This window comes from Sorangium sp. So ce117 (assembly GCF_051524395.1).
In the GTDB taxonomy this organism is placed as follows: domain Bacteria; phylum Myxococcota_A; class Polyangia; order Polyangiales; family Polyangiaceae; genus Sorangium; species Sorangium cellulosum_B.
The window spans coordinates 5,431,656-5,449,864 of sequence record NZ_CP150309.1 but is presented as its reverse complement, the minus strand read 5'-3'; the positions used below and the strand labels follow the sequence as shown (position 1 = coordinate 5,449,864).

Annotated in this window: 17 protein-coding genes; 4 read left to right on the top strand and 13 right to left on the bottom strand. The window is 71.9% G+C overall.

Translation table 11 applies throughout. The features are described 5' to 3' along the window. Window positions 1-313 precede the first annotated feature (313 nt). From rlmB to WMF46_RS20265, 3 genes are read right to left on the bottom strand one after another with little or no spacing between them, the layout of a single operon-like run. Complete coding sequence (gene rlmB, locus WMF46_RS20275) at window positions 314-1,060, bottom strand: 23S rRNA (guanosine(2251)-2'-O)-methyltransferase RlmB (RefSeq protein WP_437554082.1); 747 nt, start codon at window positions 1,058-1,060, stop codon at window positions 314-316. After that, complete coding sequence (gene pyrF / locus WMF46_RS20270; RefSeq protein ID WP_437987108.1) at window positions 1,057-1,839, bottom strand: orotidine-5'-phosphate decarboxylase; 783 nt, start codon at window positions 1,837-1,839, stop codon at window positions 1,057-1,059. The genes rlmB and pyrF overlap by 4 nt, the downstream gene beginning before the upstream one ends. Window positions 1,840-1,858: 19 nt before the next feature. Next, window positions 1,859-2,623, bottom strand: a complete 765-nt coding sequence (locus tag WMF46_RS20265) for a hypothetical protein (RefSeq protein WP_437554078.1) — start codon at window positions 2,621-2,623, stop codon at window positions 1,859-1,861. A gap of 498 nt (window positions 2,624-3,121) precedes the next feature. On the opposite strand from WMF46_RS20265, the gene WMF46_RS20260 reads away from it, so the two are divergent. Beyond that, entirely contained in the window at window positions 3,122-3,337 is a 216-nt protein-coding gene (locus tag WMF46_RS20260; RefSeq protein ID WP_437987107.1) for an acetyl-CoA carboxylase biotin carboxyl carrier protein subunit, read from the top strand. A 121-nt stretch (window positions 3,338-3,458) separates the two neighbouring features. Here the strand turns inward: WMF46_RS20260 and WMF46_RS20255 are convergent, their stop codons facing one another. Continuing rightward, a complete protein-coding gene (locus tag WMF46_RS20255; RefSeq protein WP_437554075.1) occupies window positions 3,459-4,481 on the bottom strand; it encodes an MlaD family protein in 1,023 nt (340 codons plus the stop codon). Between the two features lie 173 nt (window positions 4,482-4,654). Here WMF46_RS20255 and WMF46_RS20250 point away from each other — a divergent pair, with 173 nt between their 5' ends. Next, on the top strand, window positions 4,655-5,395 hold the full coding sequence (locus WMF46_RS20250) for an ABC transporter ATP-binding protein (protein ID WP_272099386.1): 741 nt from the start codon (window positions 4,655-4,657) through the stop codon (window positions 5,393-5,395). A gap of 31 nt (window positions 5,396-5,426) precedes the next feature. Here WMF46_RS20250 and WMF46_RS20245 read toward each other — a convergent pair whose 3' ends face one another. Beyond that, window positions 5,427-6,284 carry an MlaE family ABC transporter permease gene (locus WMF46_RS20245; RefSeq protein WP_437554072.1) on the bottom strand — a complete coding sequence of 286 codons (858 nt, stop codon included), beginning with the start codon at window positions 6,282-6,284 and terminating at the stop codon, window positions 5,427-5,429. A 15-nt stretch (window positions 6,285-6,299) separates the two neighbouring features. Further along, the gene (locus WMF46_RS20240) at window positions 6,300-7,190 is read right to left on the bottom strand and encodes an MlaE family ABC transporter permease (protein ID WP_437910183.1); all 891 of its coding nucleotides are present in this window, start codon (window positions 7,188-7,190) and stop codon (window positions 6,300-6,302) included. A gap of 291 nt (window positions 7,191-7,481) precedes the next feature. Here WMF46_RS20240 and WMF46_RS20235 point away from each other — a divergent pair, with 291 nt between their 5' ends. Further along, a complete protein-coding gene (locus WMF46_RS20235) occupies window positions 7,482-8,420 on the top strand; it encodes a DMT family transporter (RefSeq protein WP_437987106.1) in 939 nt (312 codons plus the stop codon). 59 nt (window positions 8,421-8,479) lie between these two features. Here the strand turns inward: WMF46_RS20235 and WMF46_RS20230 are convergent, their stop codons facing one another. The 4 genes from WMF46_RS20230 to WMF46_RS20215 form a co-directional block, all read right to left on the bottom strand. Continuing rightward, complete coding sequence (locus WMF46_RS20230; RefSeq protein WP_437987105.1) at window positions 8,480-10,225, bottom strand: cation:proton antiporter; 1,746 nt, start codon at window positions 10,223-10,225, stop codon at window positions 8,480-8,482. Window positions 10,226-10,333: 108 nt separating this feature from the next. Continuing rightward, a complete protein-coding gene (locus WMF46_RS20225; protein WP_437987104.1) occupies window positions 10,334-11,008 on the bottom strand; it encodes a glutathione S-transferase family protein in 675 nt (224 codons plus the stop codon). A 57-nt stretch (window positions 11,009-11,065) separates the two neighbouring features. Next, the gene (locus WMF46_RS20220) at window positions 11,066-12,037 is read right to left on the bottom strand and encodes an NAD-dependent epimerase/dehydratase family protein (RefSeq protein ID WP_437987103.1); all 972 of its coding nucleotides are present in this window, start codon (window positions 12,035-12,037) and stop codon (window positions 11,066-11,068) included. Then, a complete protein-coding gene (locus tag WMF46_RS20215; protein WP_437987102.1) occupies window positions 12,034-12,684 on the bottom strand; it encodes a class I SAM-dependent methyltransferase in 651 nt (216 codons plus the stop codon). Before WMF46_RS20215 ends, WMF46_RS20220 begins: the two co-directional genes overlap by 4 nt. Before the next feature lie 425 nt (window positions 12,685-13,109). Here WMF46_RS20215 and WMF46_RS20210 point away from each other — a divergent pair, with 425 nt between their 5' ends. Then, window positions 13,110-15,746 carry a S8 family serine peptidase gene (locus WMF46_RS20210; RefSeq protein ID WP_437987101.1) on the top strand — a complete coding sequence of 879 codons (2,637 nt, stop codon included), beginning with the start codon at window positions 13,110-13,112 and terminating at the stop codon, window positions 15,744-15,746. 9 nt (window positions 15,747-15,755) lie between these two features. Here the strand turns inward: WMF46_RS20210 and WMF46_RS20205 are convergent, their stop codons facing one another. From WMF46_RS20205 to WMF46_RS20195, 3 genes are all read right to left on the bottom strand, one after another. Continuing rightward, on the bottom strand, window positions 15,756-16,883 hold the full coding sequence (locus tag WMF46_RS20205; protein WP_437987100.1) for an RtcB family protein: 1,128 nt from the start codon (window positions 16,881-16,883) through the stop codon (window positions 15,756-15,758). Continuing rightward, window positions 16,880-17,203: a ribosome-binding factor A gene (locus tag WMF46_RS20200; RefSeq protein WP_231864927.1), complete on the bottom strand. Its 324-nt coding sequence runs from the start codon at window positions 17,201-17,203 to the stop codon at window positions 16,880-16,882. The genes WMF46_RS20205 and WMF46_RS20200 overlap by 4 nt, the downstream gene beginning before the upstream one ends. Before the next feature lie 354 nt (window positions 17,204-17,557). Then, a complete protein-coding gene (locus tag WMF46_RS20195; RefSeq protein WP_437987099.1) occupies window positions 17,558-18,208 on the bottom strand; it encodes a hypothetical protein in 651 nt (216 codons plus the stop codon). Between the last annotated feature and the right edge of the window lies 1 nt (window position 18,209).

The window sequence follows — 18,209 nt, the reverse complement described above, 5'->3', positions numbered from 1 at the left end:
GAATCGGTCATCTCGCTGTGAGCCTGTTCAGCGTTCGGCGAGATGCTCGACTTCGCTTCATGTTTTGCTTGTATCCATTCGAAATTGTTGTCAATTTTCTTGATGTAAGGAGTCGGCCCGCGGCGCTGCCCGGCGACCTCGCGGCGCGCGAACACGCCGGCTCCGGACGCATCGATCGAGGGCCGTCCAGGCCAGCTCTCGGATGAGCTCGCGCTCGACGTGCGGTGCTGCTGCCAGGTCACGTCGCGGCGCGCGAGCGCGCTGGTGACCGGGACCTGGAGGCGCGCCGCGAGAGGCCGAGCGCGCTGTCCGGCTATGCGCTCGATGCGCGGCGCTGCCGGACGACTTCGTAGAGCGCGATCGCCCCTGCGACCGAGGCGTTCAGCGAGGCGATGGGGCCGGTCATGGGGAGCCGGGCGACGTGCTGGCAGGCGCGGCGGACCGAGCGGCGTGTGCCTTTGTCCTCGGCGCCGATGACGATCGCGACAGGGCCGGTCAGGGGCAGCTCGCCGAGCTCCACCGGACCCTGGGCGTCGAGCGCTATCGCGGCGACGCCTCGGGCGGCGAGCGCCTCGAGGGCGTCGGGTAAGGAGGGGACGCGGCACAGCCTCGCGTGCTCAATCGCGCCCGCGGACGCACGGAAGGTCGCCGGGGTGAGCGGCGCCGAGCTGTGCTCGGGCCACAGGATGGCCCGGGCGCCCAGGGCGACGGCGCTGCGGATCACCGCGCCGAAGTTCTGCGGGTCCATGACGCCGTCGAGCGCCACCGTGATCGTGCCGGCGCCGGGCTGGCCCTCCTCGACGACCGGGATCTCGTCGACACCGACGATCTGGAGCTCGGGCGCCGAGGCCACGGCCCCCTGGTGGCGCCCGCCGGCGCTGCGGCGATCGAGCTCGTTGCGAGGCGCGCGCTCGGTCGGGATGCCCTGGCCCTCCGCGAGGCGCGCGAGCGCGTCGAGCTTCGGGCCGCCGTCGCGCTGGACGAGGACCCACCCGACGCGCGCGCCGTGCGCGCGGATCGCCTCACGAACCGGCTGGAGACCGTAAACGAGGCGGCTCACGGGCGCGGAGGGTGGAGCGTGTGCGCGATCTCCTGGACGATCGAGCGCGCCGTGGCGAGCGGATCGGCCGCGTCGCGGATCGGCCGGCCGATCACGAGGAGATCTGCGCCGGCCGAGATAGCGGCCGAGGGGGTGGCGATGCGCTTCTGATCATCGCCTTGTGCGCTGCCTTCGCCTGCACCGAGGCGGATGCCCGGCGTCACGATGAGCTCGCCCCGCCCGAGCGCCTCCCGCAGCGCGGGGACCTCGTGCGGCGAGGCGACGAACCCGTGGACGCCCGCGCCGCGCGCGAGCTGCGCCAGCCGGACCACGTGCTCGGACGCGCTCCCCTGCACGCCCTGCGCGGCGAGATCGCCGTCGTCGAGCGACGTGAGCACGGTGACGGCGAGCAGGATCATGTCCTGGGAGCGCGCCGCCTCGTTGGCCGCGCGCCTCAGCATCTCGGCGCCGCCTGCCGCGTGCACCGTCAGGTACCGGACCCCGAGCGCGGCGGCGCCCGCCACCGCCCGCGCCACCGTCTCGGGGATGTCGTGCAGCTTCAGATCGAGGAAGACGTCGAGCCCGAGCGACTTGCCGATCTCGACCGCCTTCGGTCCCTCGCGGACGAACAGCTCCAGACCGACCTTGAGCACGCCGATCGAGGGGGCGATGCGGGTCGCCGCCGCCCTGGCGTCGTCGAGGTTCGCGTAGTCGAGCGGGAAGACGAGCCTGCGGCGCGCCTCGTCGAGCGAGCCGCTGCCGAGGCTCGTTCTCTGCCTGACGGAGCTGAAGTTGGCCATTCAGGGACCCCGTTCCGCGTCAGAGGCAGCTGCAGAGCGGATCGCCAGGGGCGCAGTTGCAGGGCGCCTTGGCGCCGCCGCCGCTCGCCGGCGCGCCGCCTGCGGCCGGGCGTCCGCCGCCGCCGCGGCGCAGCTGCTCCTGCTTCTGCTGCTCGGCCTCGAGCTGCTTCTGCAGGGCGAGGCGCGTCGCCTCGTCCTTGGCGGTCGCGAGCTGATCGCGCAGCCCGGCCATCTTGCCCTCGGACTCCTTGAACTGCGCCTCGAGGCGCTTGTTCGCCTCCTCGAGCTCGCGGGCCCTCGCGGCCTCGGCCTGGATGCGCGCCTCGTTCTTCTGCGCCGAGTCGACGGCGACGACCGTGACGATGCCGATCACCAGCACGCTGGCGATGGCGCCGCCGATGAGGAGCTTGCGCAGCTTCTTCTTTCCTTCGTCCTGCTGCAGCGCCGCGAGCGAACGCTCGTGGTGCTGCTGCGCGGCCATCGCCTCGAGCCGCGCCTTCTGCTCGGCCTCGACGCGCGCCTTCTCGATCTCGGCCTGCCGGATCGCCTCGAGCCGCGCCGCCTCCTCGCGGGACCGGCGCTCCTCGTTGCGACGGCGCTCCTCCTCGGTGCGGATGCGCTGCTCCTCGGCATCGCGCGCGGCGCGCTCCGCCTCGACGCGCGCCTTCTCGGCGGCGGCGGCGGCGGCGGCCTTCTGGGCCTCTTCGCTCTTGATGCGATCCTCCTCGAGGTTCATCAGCTCCTTGAGCGAGAACAGGACCGAGCTTTCCTTCTGTTCCGACATGACCTCGTGGCTCCTTCAATCGAGCGCGTGCGGTTTGGCTACCAAGGGGCGGTGCGGGGACCTGCAGGTCGCCCTCGGAGGGCCACCGAGCAGGACGATTCTGACCCGCAGAGCGGCTTTGACGCAATTATTCGCGAACGCCACGACCCTCGTGATGTCGAGGCGCCGCGGAGCCGCCAGCCAGAGTATCGCCGTGGTGCACCGCAGGTACCAGCGGAAATCGTTGCGCTCCGTCCCTTCCACCTCACCTCCACGTGTTCACCTCGGTCACCTCGGTCACCTCGGTCAGCTCGCGCGCCCTCGGTTCTCCTTGGTCCTCCTTGGTTCACCTCCGTTCCCCCCGGTTGTCAGCGCGCGCTTGCGCCGTCGCCGGACGAACTGGTCCGTCGCGGAGGGCGCCCAGGGCATGATGGAGAAGGGACCGCCCGAGGACGGGCACCCGTCGCTCACCACGGCCCCGTTGGATTCTCGGTGGCTCTCCGGTAGCGTCGCGCGCCCATGGCGAACGTCATCAAGGCGCACATCACCGGTACGGTCTGGAAGATCGAGGTCAAGCCGGGCGACAAGGTCGAAGAGGGGACCGTCGTCGTCATCCTCGAGTCCATGAAGATGGAGATGCCCGTCGAGGCCGAGGAAGCGGGGACGGTCGAGGAGATCCTCGTCACCGAGGGGGCCGCCGTCACGGAAGGCGCCCCGCTGGTCAAGCTGGCCTGAGCGGCCGTCAGGGCCGGCGGGGACCCGACGGCCCACGGACGTACATCGCGCTCACGCCCGGGTCATCGGCCCGGCGCGCGGGGCGCGGTCGCGCGCCCTCGCAGGACGCGCGCGGCGCCGATCACTCGCGCCAGAAGAACTTCCAGGGGTTGTGCTTGAGGTCTCGCGCGAGCTCCTGCAGGTCGTCGAACAGCTGCTCATCCATCACGAGCGCGCCGACCGTCCCCTTGCCGCGCTTCACGTGGGCGAGGACCGCCTGGGCGTCGGCGGTCGCAGCCCTCGCCCTGCCCGCGATCTCGGCGATGTCGTCGAGCGTCTTCCTGATCTTGACCTGCTCGGTCTCGCCGCCCACGGTCGTCGAGAGGCGGCGCGCGTTCGCCAGCGTCTCGCGCGCGTCCGCCATGAGCGGCGGCAGATCGCGCGCGGCCGTCCCGGTCAGCTGATCGGTATTCGCGAGGATGCGGTCGATCTGCGGGTTGTTCACGTACCGCTGCCGGGCGTCCTTCACGAGATCGGTGCCGTCGACGCTCATCTGCTCGACGTTCTCGGCGATGCGATCGAGCCGATCCTGGTTTCGGTGCATGAAGTCGCCGGTGCCCTTCAGCGTCTTCCGGAGCCCGTCGAACGCCTCCCCGACCTCCTCGCGGTGCTCGCGCATCGCCGAGACCGTCGCGTGCAGGAGCTCGTAGCCCTCGGCGAGCAGCATGTCGAGGCGCGGCGGATCGAGCCCCCGGACGACGGCGTTCGGCGGGATCACCGGCCGATCGGTCGAGCCGGGCTCGATCGCGAGGAACTGCTCGCCGAGCACGCCCTGCGTGGTGACGTAGAACGTGGCGTTGTCGTGGATGCTCTGCTGGTAGCGTTCCTCGAGGCGCACCTGGATCCGCACGAGCGGCTCGCGCTTGCCGTCCTTGCCGAGCTTGCCGCCGCTGAAGTGGATCTCGCTCAGCTTGCCGACCTCCACGCCGGCGATCTTCACCGGCGCCCCGGTCTGGAGGCCGCCCGGGTTGTCGAACTCGACGTAGATCGAGTACTTCGGCTGGAAGTTGACCCCGCCCATCACGAGGATGAACGTGGCGAGGAGCCCGAGCGCCGTCAGGATGAGGATCCCGACCTTGACCTCGATCGATCGCGGGCTTGCCATGAGTTCGTTATCTTCTCCGATCTGGCGGCGGCCGGGTGAGGGAAATAGGCCAGGATCCACGTGCCGCAGCGCGATATTCCAGCGGACGGCGTGACGCTTCGCGCAGCCATTGCTTTGACGCAACCGCGCTTCTCGCCTCTTCTCTCGCTTCTTCCCGGAATTGCCAGGTCCCGATGATTTCGTTCCGAAATGTCCGAAAATCCTTTGGCCCCAAAGATGTCCTCAAGGATGTCTCGTTCGACGTCGAGGACGGCGAGGTGTTCTTCATCATCGGGCAGTCGGGGGTCGGGAAGAGCGTGCTCATCAAGCACCTCGTGGGGTTGCTCTATCCGGACGGCGGGGAGATCTGGCTGGACGGAGAGGAGGTGAGCCGCTTCGACGAGGCCCGGATGTACCCGGTGAGGATGAAGTGCGCGATGGTGTTCCAGCACTCGACGCTGTTCGACTCGATGACGTGCGCCGAGAACGTCGCGCTCCCGCTCCGCAAGCACAAGGGGCTCAGGCCGAAGGAGGCGCTCGCGGAGGCGCGGCGGCGGCTCGAGCAGGTGCATATGCGCGAGTTCGGGGACCGCTTCCCGCCGGAGCTCGGCGACGGGATGCGCAAGCGCGTCGCCATCGCCCGCGCGCTCACGCTCGACCCGCGCTACGTGCTCTTCGACGAGCCGACCACGAGCCTCGATCCGGTGAGCGCGCGGCGCGTCGACAAGCTGATCCGCGAGCTCAGCGACACGCTTGGCGTGACGAGCATCGTCGTGAGCCACGACCTCGTGAGCATCTTCACGATCGCCGACCGCATCGTCATGCTCTATCAAGGTCTGGTGCGCCTGCTCGGGGATCGCGCGGCATTCCAGGGGTCGCCGGATCCGGTCGTGCAGCAGTTCATCACCGGTAGCGCCGAGGGGCCGATCGAGTGAGGCGCCGGCGCGGCGCGGCGGGGCCGCCCGCCTAGCGGAAGATCAGGAAAGCGGCCGCCGAGATCAGCATGTTGAGCACGATGACCGCGAGCGAGGAGTTCACGACCGCGCGCGTCGTCGCCCAGCCCACGCCCTCGCTGCCGCCGAAGGTCGACAGCCCGGAGTGGCCCGAGACCACCGGGATCGCGGCGCCGTAGGCCACGCACTTCGCGAGGCCGGTCGCGAGATCACCCGCGTCGACGAGGCTGACGTTCATGAACGTCTCGGGGCTCACATCGAACATGCTGTACGCGGTGACCATGCCGGTGGTGAAGGAGACCGCGGCGCTCCAGACGATGAGGCACGTGGTCATGAGGAGGCTCGCGATGAACCGCGGCTTGATGAGGTAGTCGATCGGATCGGCCGCGCACATGCGGAGCGCGTCGACCTGCTCGGTCACCACCATCGAGCCGATCTCGGCGGCGATGCCCGCGCCGACCCGCGTGGCGAGCATCAGCGCGGCGATCGACGCGGCGAGATCGCGGACGAGCAGCTCGAGGTACGTCGCGCCGAGCATGGTCAGATCCGGGATGACCCGCTTCGCCTGCTGGCCGGCCTGGAAGACCATGATCATCCCGATGAAGCCCATCACGACCGTCAGGAAGAACAGCGATTTGTTGCCGATCTCGTACATCTGCTGGAGCACCGCACCCGGCTCGCGGCGCCCCTTCGCGCAGTAGTAAAGCGTCCTCACAAATACCGAGTAGAGCTCGCGCGCCGACTGGAAGAGGGACAGCGCGGCGGCGCCGATCGCGGCGACGCCGGACGCCTCCGGCGCGACATCCCTGAGCTCGCTCGAGGGCGGGCCGGCGCTCGGGCGATCGGAGGAGCTCTTGTCCGGGGAAGGCATGCGCGGCGCCGCCGATCAGTCGAGCGTGAACGAGACGAAGTAGTCGAGGATGAAGATGCCGGCGGCCGAGGCGACGACGGTCGCGTTGACGGCGCGGCCGACGCCGGGCGCGCCGCCGGTCACGCCGAGGCCGTACTGGCAGCTCGAGAGCGCGAGCACGACGCCGAAGACGACGCTCTTGACGAGGCCGCTCATGACGTCGCCGATGTCGAGGAGCCCGCTCGTGAGGCCGTTGTAGAAGACGGCCGGGGCGACGCCGAGGAGGAGGTCGCCGGTCAGCGCGGCGCCGAGCAGGGCGAGCGCGTCGGCGAAGATCACCGAGAGGAGCAGCGTCAGCACCATCGCGAGGAAGCGCGGGGCGATGAGGAAGCTCACCGGGTCAATCGCGAGGACGCGGAGGGCGTCGATCTGCTCGGTGACGACCATGGTGCCTAGCTCGGCGGTGTTGTTGGCGCCGACGCGGCCGTTGATCATGAGCGCCGTGAGCAGCGGGGCGATCTCGCGGAGCGTGCCGAAGCCGGCGCCCCAGCCGAGCAGGCCGTGCGCGCCGAAGCGCTCGACCAGCGGCGCCGCCTGGATGACCATGATCGCGCCGGTGAAGAGGGCGGTCACGACGACGATGGGCATCGACTTGACGCCCATCCTGTAGAGGTTGCGCATGAACTCGGCGCCGTCGACGCGGAGCGTGGCCACGCGCGCCGCGATCTTGCCCGCGAGCACCGCCATGCCGCCCACCGTGGCGGCGATCTGGAGGAACGAGCCGCCTAGCTGGTGGACGCCGGAGGGCTCCTGCGGGATCGGCGCCCGCGGCCGCTTCACGGGTGGCGCGGGCGGCGCGCCGGACGAGGCGAGCGCGCCGCCGCCGTGAGCGCGCGCGGCGGTGCCTGGGCCAGCAGGAGACGTCATGGGAGACGGGGAGCTTAGCCCAAGGCTCCCGGGGAGCGCGGCGCGATCTGGCGTCCCCAGAGGCCGACGCCCGAGAGGTCGAGACCGCTACCCAAGCGGGAGATCGTCCTCTACCTGAAATGTGCCCGCCTCACTTCGAGGCAGCCTCGTGCGGTGGCAAACGCGCGCTCCTGCGCGCAATGCCGGCGCGCCTCCCGCCGGAGGAGCGCGCCGGCCCGGAGGCGGGCTGTCGGCGACGATGTCCGGTCCCCTGGTGGAGCGAGCCTGGTGAAGAGCAGAGAAGCAGATGGGATGTCCCCTCACGAGGGCGTGGGCGCGTTGACGGGCGAGATCCGGGCTGGCCTCCTCGACGACGGCCGGACGTTCGCCATCCTCTCGGCGGCGACATTCGCGCTCAAGGCGATCTTCGTGAAGCTCGCCTACGCCGCGCACCCCGTCGACGCGGTGACGCTGCTCGCGCTGCGGATGGGCATCGCGCTGCCGTTCTTCCTGTGGCTCGCCCGGAGGGAGAGCGGCGCGGCCGAAGGGCCGCTGACGCCTCGCCTCTGGGGAGGTGTGCTGATCGTCGGGTTCATCGGATATTACCTCTCCAGCCTGTTCGACTTCATCGGGCTCACGTACATCAGCACCGGCCTCGAGCGGCTGATCCTGTTCGTGTATCCGACGCTCGTCCTCCTGATCGGCGCGGTGTGGCTGAAGCAGCCAGTGCACGGGAAGGCCTGGGGAGCGCTCGCCGTGTGTTATCTCGGGCTCGGGGCGGCCGTCTGGCACGATCTCGAGCAATCCGGGGACGTGCGGGCCGTCGCCATCGGCGGAGCGTGGGTGTTCGCGAGCTCGGTGACCTACGCGCTCTACTACATCGGCGTCGGCAAGCTCGCCTCCAGGGTCGGCTCGACGCGCCTCGCCGCGTACTGCGGGGCGGCCTCCTGCCTGATGGTGCTCGCGCACTACGCGGCGGCGGGGAGCCCGGTCAGGCTGGGCGAGCTCCCGGCGTCGGTGTGGGGGTACGCGGCGGCGATGGCGACGATCAGCACGGTGCTCCCCATCGTGCTGCTCGCCGCCGCCATCCGGCGGCTCGGCGCGGGCCGCGCGGCGACGTTCTCGACGCTGGGCCCGGTGCTCACGATCGCTTTCTCTTGGGTCATCCTGGGCGAGCCGGCCACGTGGCAGCAGGTCGTCGGGCTCACGCTGGTCGTGGGCGGTGTGAGCTGGCTCGGCAAGTCGAAGTGAACCTGCGCCCCGCTCGGGAGCGCCGGGGCCGCGGGGCGCGGCGCATGCCCGCCGCGAGGTCAGGCGTCGTGCACCGCGGGGCGAGGCCCTGGTGAGCCGCTGCCGAAGAGCTCGCTCCGGACGCGCTCTCGCTCGCGTTCGAGCTGCTCGGACGTCGCGCCCAGCCGCACGAGGAGGCGCTCGGTCATCGAGAACGCGACCTCCGCCTCGCCGGTCACCACGACGTCCGCGCCCGCCTTCTTCAGCGCGGTCACCTCGCGCAGGTAGAAGGCGCGGGCGAGGACGAACAGCCGCGGGTTCACGCCCTTCGCCTGCTCGATCACCCCGTCCCCGGGCGCGCCGGCCGCCGTGAACAGCAGGCTGTCCGCCGTCCCGACCCCGGCCCGCTCGAGGATCTCCCGCTGCGTGGCGTCGCCGTAGATCGCGCGGATGCCCTGGTCCTGCAGCTGCTTCACCGTGTCGAGGTTCAGCTCGACGACGGTCGGCGCGATGCCGTTCTCACGGAGCAGCCGCGTCAGCGTCTTCCCGACAGGGCCGTAGCCCACCACGACGGTGCGGTGGGCGTGCTCGTCCAGCGAAGCGGCCTCGGCCTCCGCGAGGGCGGCGTCGCGCTGGTGGAAGAGCGCGGACGTCCATCGCGCGAGGCGATCGCGGAAGCCGAAGAGCACCGGGTTCAGCGTGATCGACACGATGGCGGCGACGACGAGCGTCTGCTCGGCCTCGACCGGCAGGACGCCGAGCTTCTTGCCGAGCGCCGCGAGGATGAACGAGAACTCCCCGATCTGCGCGAGCGAGAGGGCCACGGCGAAGGCGGTCGGGAGGGGGCGGCGGAGCAGCACCGTCACCGCGAGCGCGGCGAGCGGCTTGCCGATCAGCACCACCGCGAGCGTCGCCGCGGCCAGCTGCCAGCCCACGGCGAGCTGCGCCGGGTCGAGGTGCATCCCCACCGAGACGAAGAACAGCACGGCGAACGCGTCGCGCATCGGGAGCGCCTCCGACGCGGCGCGCGAGCTGAAGTCGGACTGGCCGACGACCAGGCCGCCGAGGAAGGCGCCGAGCGCCATCGACGATCCGAAGAGCATGGCCGAGCCCACGGCGACGCCGAGCGCGACGACGAGCACCGTCAGCGTGAAGAGCTCCCGCGAGCCGGTCTTCGCCACGTACCCCAGCAGCGCGGGGATGAAGCGCTGTCCGACGATGAAGATGAACGCCACGAGCCCGGAGAGCTTCAGGACCGCGATCCCGACGGACACGGCGACGCCCGCCGCGCCCGCGCCCGCGGCTTCGCCCATCACGGCGGGGAGCAGCACGAGCACCAGCACGGTGAAGACGTCCTCGAGCACGAGCCAGCCGATGGCGAGGTGGCCAGCGGGGGTGTGCAGGACGTCGTTGTCGCTGAGGACCCGCGTGAGCACGACGGTGCTCGCCACCGAGATGGCGACGCCGAAGACGACCGCCGCGCCCCACGTCCAGCCCGCGGCGCGGCCGACCAGGGCGCCGAGCGCCGTGGCGACCGCGATCTGGATGAGGGCGCCGGGCACGGCGACCTTGCGCACGGCGAGCAGCTCGCGGACGTGGAACTGCAGGCCGACCCCGAACATCAGCAGGATGACCCCGATCTCCGCGAGCTGGTCCGCGAGCCGCTTGTCCGCCACGAACCCCGGGGTGAAGGGGCCGACGAGGATGCCGGCCAGCAGGTAGCCCACGATGGGGGACAGCCTTAGGCGCTGGGTGACGAAGCCGAGCGCCAGGGCTCCGGTGAGCCCGCCCGTGATCGTGAGGATGAGGTCGAGTTCGTGCGGCATGTCCCCGTCTAGCGCTTTCCGTCGCCGGCCGTCGCCTCGCGGTGCGGCGCCGTCGGTGATCCCGAGCGCGGCGTGGGCCGCGCTCGCCTCTACCTACCTGGTTACGAGCTACACGCCCACGACGCCGATGGCCTCGTACGCCTCGATGATGTGCGGCTCCTCCCTGGCCTTCGCGATCCACGCCTGCATCGCGGGCAGCGCGAGGATCGACGCCACGTAGCGCCGGGAGACCGCGTCGAGCTCGACGCCGTACGTGTCGAACCGCGTCGCGACCGGCGCGTACATGGCGTCCGCCACGCTGAAGCGCCCGAACAGGAACTCGCCTCCCTGGCCAAAGCGCGATCGGCAGTCGCTCCATATCGCCTGGACGCGCGCGATGTCCTGCGACGCCGCGTCGGTGAGCGCCACGCCCTGGATCTTCCGCCGCACGTTCATCGGCAGCGCGGTGCGGAGCGCGGTGAAGCTGCTCGCCATCTCGGCGCTCACGGATCGCGCGACGGCGCGCGCGTCGCGCGCCTCCGGCCAGAGCTTCGCCGCGGGGAAGAGCTCCGCCGCGTACTCGGCGATCGCGAGCGACTCCCAGATCGTGAGCGCCCCGTGCTGCAAGGCCGGCACCTTGCCCGACGGAGAGTAACGCTGGATCTCCAGCGTGCGCGTGCCGGGCGCCTGGAGAGGGATCACCACCTCTTCGAAATCGGCGCCAGCTTGCTTCAGGACGAGCCAGGCCCGGAGCGACCACGATGAATAGGTCCTGTTCCCGAGGTAGAGGGTGAGCTCAGACATGCGCGGACTCTACCACCGCGGCCGACCCAAGCGGCGGCGGCCGCGTCGACGGCGCGCTCACTGCGCTCGTCGCGCCAGCTCGCCCCCGAACACCTCGCTCGCCAGCGCCTCCACCGCCATCCGGACCGCCTCGTCGCTCGTGTGGCGCACGCGGAAGCCCAGCGCCGCCAGCTTGCCAGGATCCATCCGCGATCGCGGCACGTCGCCAGGCCAGCCGCGCTCGCCTCCCTGATACCGGATCACCGCGTCCGGATAGGGCGACGCCGCCACGCACAGCTCCGCGATGCGCGAGACGCTCGTCGCGTCCTCGGGCGCGAGGTTGTGGATGTTGAGCCGCTCCCTGGCCTGGTCGAAGCCGAACAGGATCCCCTCCGCGCAGTCCCGGACATCGAGGTACGGCTTCGACTGGCGCCCGTCGCCGAGCACCTCGAGCTCCGTCCGCCGATCGCGCAGCTTCTTCAGGAAATCGAGCGTCGCGCCGTGCGTCCCGCGCGGCCCGACGACGTTACCGAAGCGGTAGATCCACGCCGTGAGGCCGAAGCACTCGACGTAGGCGCTGATGAGCGCCTCGCCCGCGAGCTTGCTCGCGCCGTAGAGCGAGATGGGCAAGGCGCCGAGATCGCCCTCCGCGCACCGACGCGCGGTGTCGCCGTAGACCGTCCCGGAGGACGAGAAGATCAGCCGGCTGACGGCCGTCCGCCGCATCGCCTCGAGCACGTTGTACGTCGCGATGGTGCCCTGATCGAGGTCGAGCCGCGTCCGCGCGAGCCCCCAGCGCGCCTCGGGGTTCGCCGCGAGGTGCACGACGAGGTCGTGGCCCGCCATGGCCTCGATGAGCCGCTCCAGATCGAGGGCGTCGGCCTCGACGAGCGTCGCGCGCCCGGAGGCGAGGTGCGACGCCACGAACGCGCGGCGCCCGACAGAGAGGTTATCGTAGATCGTCACGGGGCCGCGCTCGACCAGGCGATCGGTAAGGTGGCTCCCGATGAACCCGGCGCCGCCGACGACGAACGACCTGAGCTCCGTCATCGCGCGTCTCCCGCGGTTCCGGTGATCTCCGCGGCCAGGCGCTCGATCCGCGCCGCGAACTGGAGCCGATCCTGGGTCACGAGGCGGAACGGCAGGTCGTGGATCCGGAGCGGCCACTCGAGGCCGGTGATGCGGCCGCCCGCGCCGCGCACGAGCGCGACGAGCTCGCCCGGCGTGAAGTACGTGCCCCGCACCTCGACGCCGGGCGCGGCGTTGCCGGCGAGATCCATCCAGAGCAGCACGCGCTCCGAGACCGGGCCGAACCGGAAGTGATCCTTGAGCGCGACGACGCGCGACGCGACCCGGAGCGCCTCGGCGAGCAGCGCGCCGGGGCGCGCGGCGTGGTGCAGCACGTCCGAGAGGAGCACCGCCTCGAACGCCGCGTCGGGGAAGGGGAGGCGCTCGCCGTCATAGCCGATGACCGGCAGCGCCGCCCCGGGACGCGTCTTCACGTCCACGCCGACGACGCGGAGCGCCCCGACCAGGCGCGCGACCTCCAGCGCGACCGTGCCGTCGCCCGCGCCCACGTCGAGCAGCGACGCCGCAGGGCCCACCTGCGCGGCGAGCGCCCGCGCGACGCGGCCCACGCGCGGCACGTGGACCAGGCGATGGTGCAAGGAGAACAAGGCGCGCTCGAGGACCGTCATCGTGCATCCGAGCCCCGGCGCCGCCCGCGCCGGAGAGCCGCGCCACGCTAGTCGAGCGCTCGAGGACCGGCAACGTCCGGGGCCGTCCCCGCGCCGCCGGAGGCCGAGGCGGCGTCCTGAGCGCGACGAGCTCGTACGCCGCGGCATGGCAGGACAGCGACGACATCGCGAGATAACGATCTCTCGAGGGCGCCTCTCATGGCGCCCTGGGCTCCGTGGTCGTCGCGCCACCGCGCCTCCGCGCTCCGTCGCGCGTGGCAGGGCCGCACAGCGCAGCTCTCGTTACGCCCGACCCGAAAGGGCGGCTGCTCTGAAACAACCACTCTTCCATGGTCTGCGACAATGACGGTCCGTGGCGCGCGCCGCCCTCCGTTCTCGCGCCGCTCGCGCTTGACCGATTCGCGTCATCGAACATAGCTGAATCGATGATGGGAGCGCGCGGGAAGGGGCGTGTGAGGTGCGGTGGTTGTCGGCTCGTTCTGGCATCTCTCTGGTTCGCCATTTCAGGGTGCAGCGGAGAGACTGGAGACAAGGAGGCGGGCAAGGACACTGTCCCTCCGGACGACTCGGCGCCAGGCGAAGCGACGTTCGCGCCGGAGGAGGCCACGGAGCTCTGGTTCGTGGAGTTCGAGCGAGCGCCGGCCGCGAGGGGCAGCGGGGGCGCGCGCGTCAAGGGCCTTGTCGAGGAGGAGCGGGAGCTCTTCCGGCGAGCTGCCGCGGCCCGCGGGCTCCGGTACAAACAACGATTCTCGTTCGAGGAGCTCTGGAACGGCCTCTCCGTCCGGGTCGCGCAGGAGAGCTCGGCTGCGCTCGTGGACATGCCCGGGGTCAAGGCCGTCTACCCGGTGGTGCCAGTGGAGGTCGACACCACGCGCGCCGCGCCGACGGTCGACCCGGACCTCGCCGTCGCAGGCGAGATGTCGGGCGCGGACGTCGTGCGCCGAGAGCTCGGCGTGACCGGCGAGGACATCCGCGTCGGCGTGATCGACAGCGGCGTCGACTACCATCACCCTGATCTCGGAGGCTGCTTCGGCCCGGGCTGCCGCGTGGCGTTTGGATACGATTTCGTCGGCGACGATTTCGTCGCCGGTGACGCGACCAAGCCGCCCGTGCCCGACGGAGAGCCGGACGATTGCCTGGGCCATGGCACGCACGTCGCCGGCATCATCGGGGCGAACGGGGTCGTGCAGGGCGTGGCCCCGGACGTGACCTTCGGCGCTTACCGCGTGTTCGGCTGCCGCGGCGGCTCGCGCGCCGACATCATCCTCAAGGCGATGGAGCGGGCTGCCAGCGACGGCATGCACGTCATCAACATCAGCATCGGAACGCCGTTCCAGTGGCCTGACTATCCGACGGCGACGGCGGCGAGCGCGCTCGTCGGGCGCGGCGTCGTGGTCGTCGCGTCGATCGGCAACAGCGGCGAGAAGGGGCTCTGGGCCGCGGGCGCGCCCGGCGTGGGTGAGGCGGTCATCGGCACCGCGTCCGTCGACAGCACGCGCGTCACCACCCTGTCGTTCACCGTCGCGCCGGGCAACGCCGTGATCGGCTACACCCGCGGCGCCGGGAGCCCGCCCGCGCCGCTCTCGGGGAGCGCCGCCCTCGCGCGCACGGGGACGACCACCAGCGCCCGCGACGCGTGCGCCGAGCTCCCCGCCGGCAGCCTCGCGCGCCAGATCACGCTCGTCCGGCGCGGCGGCTGCTCGTTCCACCAGAAGGCCGCGCACGCGCAGGCCGCGGGCGCCGTAGGCGTCCTGTTCTACAACGACCGGTCCGGGGCGATGAGCCCCTCCGTGGAGGGCGACCCTCCGATCACCATCCCGGTCGTGGGGATCGCGCAGGCCGACGGCGAGCTGCTCAACGCGCGCCTCGACGCGGGGCCCGTGACCCACAGCTGGACCCACCGGGCCGTGGCCGCGCGGAACAGCACCGCGGGCCTCGTCTCCCGCTTCAGCTCGCACGGCCTGAGCGCGGCGCTGTCCTTCAAGCCTGATCTCGCCGCGCCCGGCGGCACGATCTACTCGACGGTGCCGATCGAGCAAGGTTCGTACGACACGCTCAGCGGGACGTCGATGGCGGCGCCGCACGTGGCCGGGGCCGTCGCGCTCCTGCTCGCCGCGCGCCCGGAGCTGTCCGCGGCGCGCGTGCGCGACGTCCTCCAGAACACCGCGGTCCCCGCGCCGTGGAGCGGCGATCTCGGCGTCGGCGTGCCGGAGAGCGCGCATCGGCAGGGCGCAGGGGTGATCCGCGTCGACCGGGCGATCCGCGCGACCACCGTGATCAGCCCCGGAAAGCTCTCGCTGGGAGAGAGCGAGGCCGGCCCTGCCGCGCGCACGCTGACGCTCGAGAACTCGAGCGGGCACGAGGTCACCTACGACCTGTCGCACGCGCCCGCGGCGTGCGCGACCGGGGGCGACCACTGGGCGCCGGCGAGCGCCACGACCGGCGCCGCGCGCGTCGATTTCAGCGCCGCGAGCGTGACGGTGCCCGCGGCCGGGAGCGCGACCGTCTCCGTCACCGTCACGGCGAGCGACGCGCTCGCGGAAGGCGGCCTGTTCGGCGGCTACCTCGTGTTCACGCCGCGGGGCGGCGCGGCCGACGGCCTGCTGCGGGTGCCGTATGCGGGCTTCAAGGGCGACTACCAGAGCCTGCCCCTCCTCAAGCCGTCGGGTTTCGGGGCTCCGTGGCTCGGCAAGCTGAGCGGGACGCGCCTGACCCAGCAGCCGCGCGGCGCGGTCTACACGCTGGCGTCGGACGACACGCCGTATGTGGTCGTCCACCTCGATCACGGCGCGGAGCTCCTGACGCTGGACATCGTCGACGCCGCCACGGCGAAGCCGTGGGGGCGCGCGCTGATGCTGTCCCACGTCGGTCAGAGCGCGTCCGCGACGGCGGTCACGCGGTATGGATGGAAGGGCACGACGAAGCTCGACGGGAGGCACACCGTCGTCCCGGACGGGGATTACCTGATCAAGCTCCGCGCGCTCCGGGCGCTCGGCGATCCGGACAACGAGGCGCACTGGGAGACGTGGACGTCGCCTGTCGTCACCCTCGACCGGCCGTGACGGGTCCGCTCATGGCGCCTTGTAGACGAGCACCGGCCAGAGCCGGCGGACGACGCGCACGAGGTCGCGTTGCGCCCGCATGACCGCGCCGATGTCCTTGTAGGCCGAGGGCGCCTCGTCGCGCAGCCGGTCCGCGATGCGGTGATCGAACCACACGCCCTCGGCCTCGCGCAGCAGCTGCCGCGCGCCGATGCGGCGGCGCGCCTCGCCCCGCGGCAGCGCGCGCCCGGCGCCGTGCGCTGACGAGCCGAGCGCCTCGGGGTGGCCGCGCCCCTCGACGTGGAAGCTCGGGCTCCCCATCGACCCGGGCACGACGCCGGGCTCCCCCTCGCGGAGCCCCATGGCGCCCTTGCGGTGCACCCACAGCGCGCGTCCGCCGTGCTCCTCGCGCCGGACGTGGTTGTGATCGATCTCGATGCGCGACGACGCGTCGGCGTCGACGCCGAACAGCTCGGCGAAGAGCGAAAGGGCCTCGGTGACCATCCGCGCGCGGCTCGCCCGCGCGTACCTCGCTGCCCAGGCTGCATCATCGAGGTACGCGCGCCCGGCCTCGCTGTCGGCGTCGAGGAAGCGGACGCCCGACGGATCCCGCGCCGCGAGCGCCTCGTGGTGCTGCCGGATCGCCGGGCCCATGGCGCGCGAGCCGCTGTGGAGGAGCAGCCACAGCGCGCCCTCCTCGTCGCGTTGCACCTCCAGGAAATGGTTGCCCCGGCCGAGCGTACCCAGCTCCATCCGGCCCTCGCGGTGCTTCATCGCCTCGAGGCGAGGCGCGCCGAGCCGCGCCTCGGCGAGATCGCCGGGCAGCGGCGGGGCGCCGGCGGCCGGGCGCAGCAGGTGCGGGACGCGGCCGCGCAGCGCGGAGAGGAGCTGCGCCGCGCGATCGCGATCCGCGAGCAGAGCGGCGTCCGCGCGGAGCCGCAGCGCGACCATGCCGCAGCCGATGTCGCCGCCGACCGCCGCCGGCAAGAGGCGACGGGTCGTGGCGGTCACCGTGCCGACGCACACCTCGTCGGCCACGTGCGCGTCGGGCATGACCGCGATGTGCGCGACGTCGTCGGTGCGCGCGAGCCGCGAGAGCGACGCGCTGAGCGCCGCGCTCGCGCCGTCCGGGAGCCACGCGGAGATGCGCGCGCTCACGGCTCTCCCTCCGGCGGCAGCACCTGAAACGCGAGCGTCGGCGCGCGCTTGCGGGTGATCGCCCCCGCGACCTCCGCGCGCACGTAGCCCGCCACCTTCTCCAGCCGCGCCGCCGCCACCTCCGGCGGCGTGCCAGGCCTGACCTGCACGACCACCGCGAGCCGGCTGGCGTCGGGCGCCGGCTCCACACCCATCACCCAGACGTCCTGGAGGACGTCGTCGCGCAGCGCGGCGAGCGCGTCGCTCACCGCCTCCTGCACCTGACGGCAGAGCTGGCGCTCCTTGCGCTGCGCGCTCCGCGCCGCCGTCCCACCGAACAACGAACCTGCATCCACGACGGAGCGCGCGCGTTCGCGGCTCCGCGATCGATCTTTGCCCATGCCATGCTCCCGAGAGCGCGGCGACGCACCTACGCGTCGGCCGCGCAGTTCCAGCGACACGCGAGATGAACTCGGGGATGTGAGCCTCGCCGGCGCGCTCAGCGGCGCGTCAGGCCGAGGCTCGTCGATGCAATGGGGTGCATGGCGGGCCTCCTTCGCCGCGTAGGGTGCACGAGCGAGGGCCGCGGCGCAAGGCGCGCCCCGGCAGCGCCCCCGGCGGGGGCGCGAGCCGCGCGCGCCCGCTCGTGGCCGGCGCGCGGCCTGCGGCCCGCGCCCGGCACACCGAGGGGACTACTACGTGGCCTGGCGGTACGTCGGCTCGGCGCACTGGCGCTCGGCGGCCCTCGCGATGTCGCGGAGCATCTGGGGGATGAGGAACCTGTTGAGGGGCCTCAGGAGGGCGTCCCAGAAGAACAGCCCCCGCCGCGTCCGCGTGTCGGTCGCGCGGATCCGCAGCTCGTACGAGAGCATCGTCCGGCGCTCGCCGTAGGGCGTCACGATGTAGCCCCCCACCATCTTGATGTGCCCGGGGCAATCGAACGCCTTGAACTCGGCGGGAGTCCGCCTCGTGAACAGGCTCTCTGCGTTCTTCAGACGCCCGATCGAGCCGATGACGATCTCGGAGCCCTCCTGCTCTGCCAGCTTGATCTCGCCGTAATCCTCGACGTTCAGGAGCGTCATCCGCGCGCGCGCGGGCAGCGGCGCGAGGCGGAGCCGGCGCCGGGCGCGCCGGATCTCGGCCACGCGGAGCGCGAGGGCCGCGCGCAGCAGGAAAGAGCGGCTCCTCGCCAGATCCAGCCGCTTCAGCGCGGCGTACGTCACCTCCGGCGTCGCCATCACCACGATCTCGTGGTTCGCGACGATATCGGCCTCCGGCAGGAAGTACTCGAGCAGCGTGGGGCACGCCCCGGAGCGCTGCTGGCCCTGGGACGAGGCGCCCGTCATG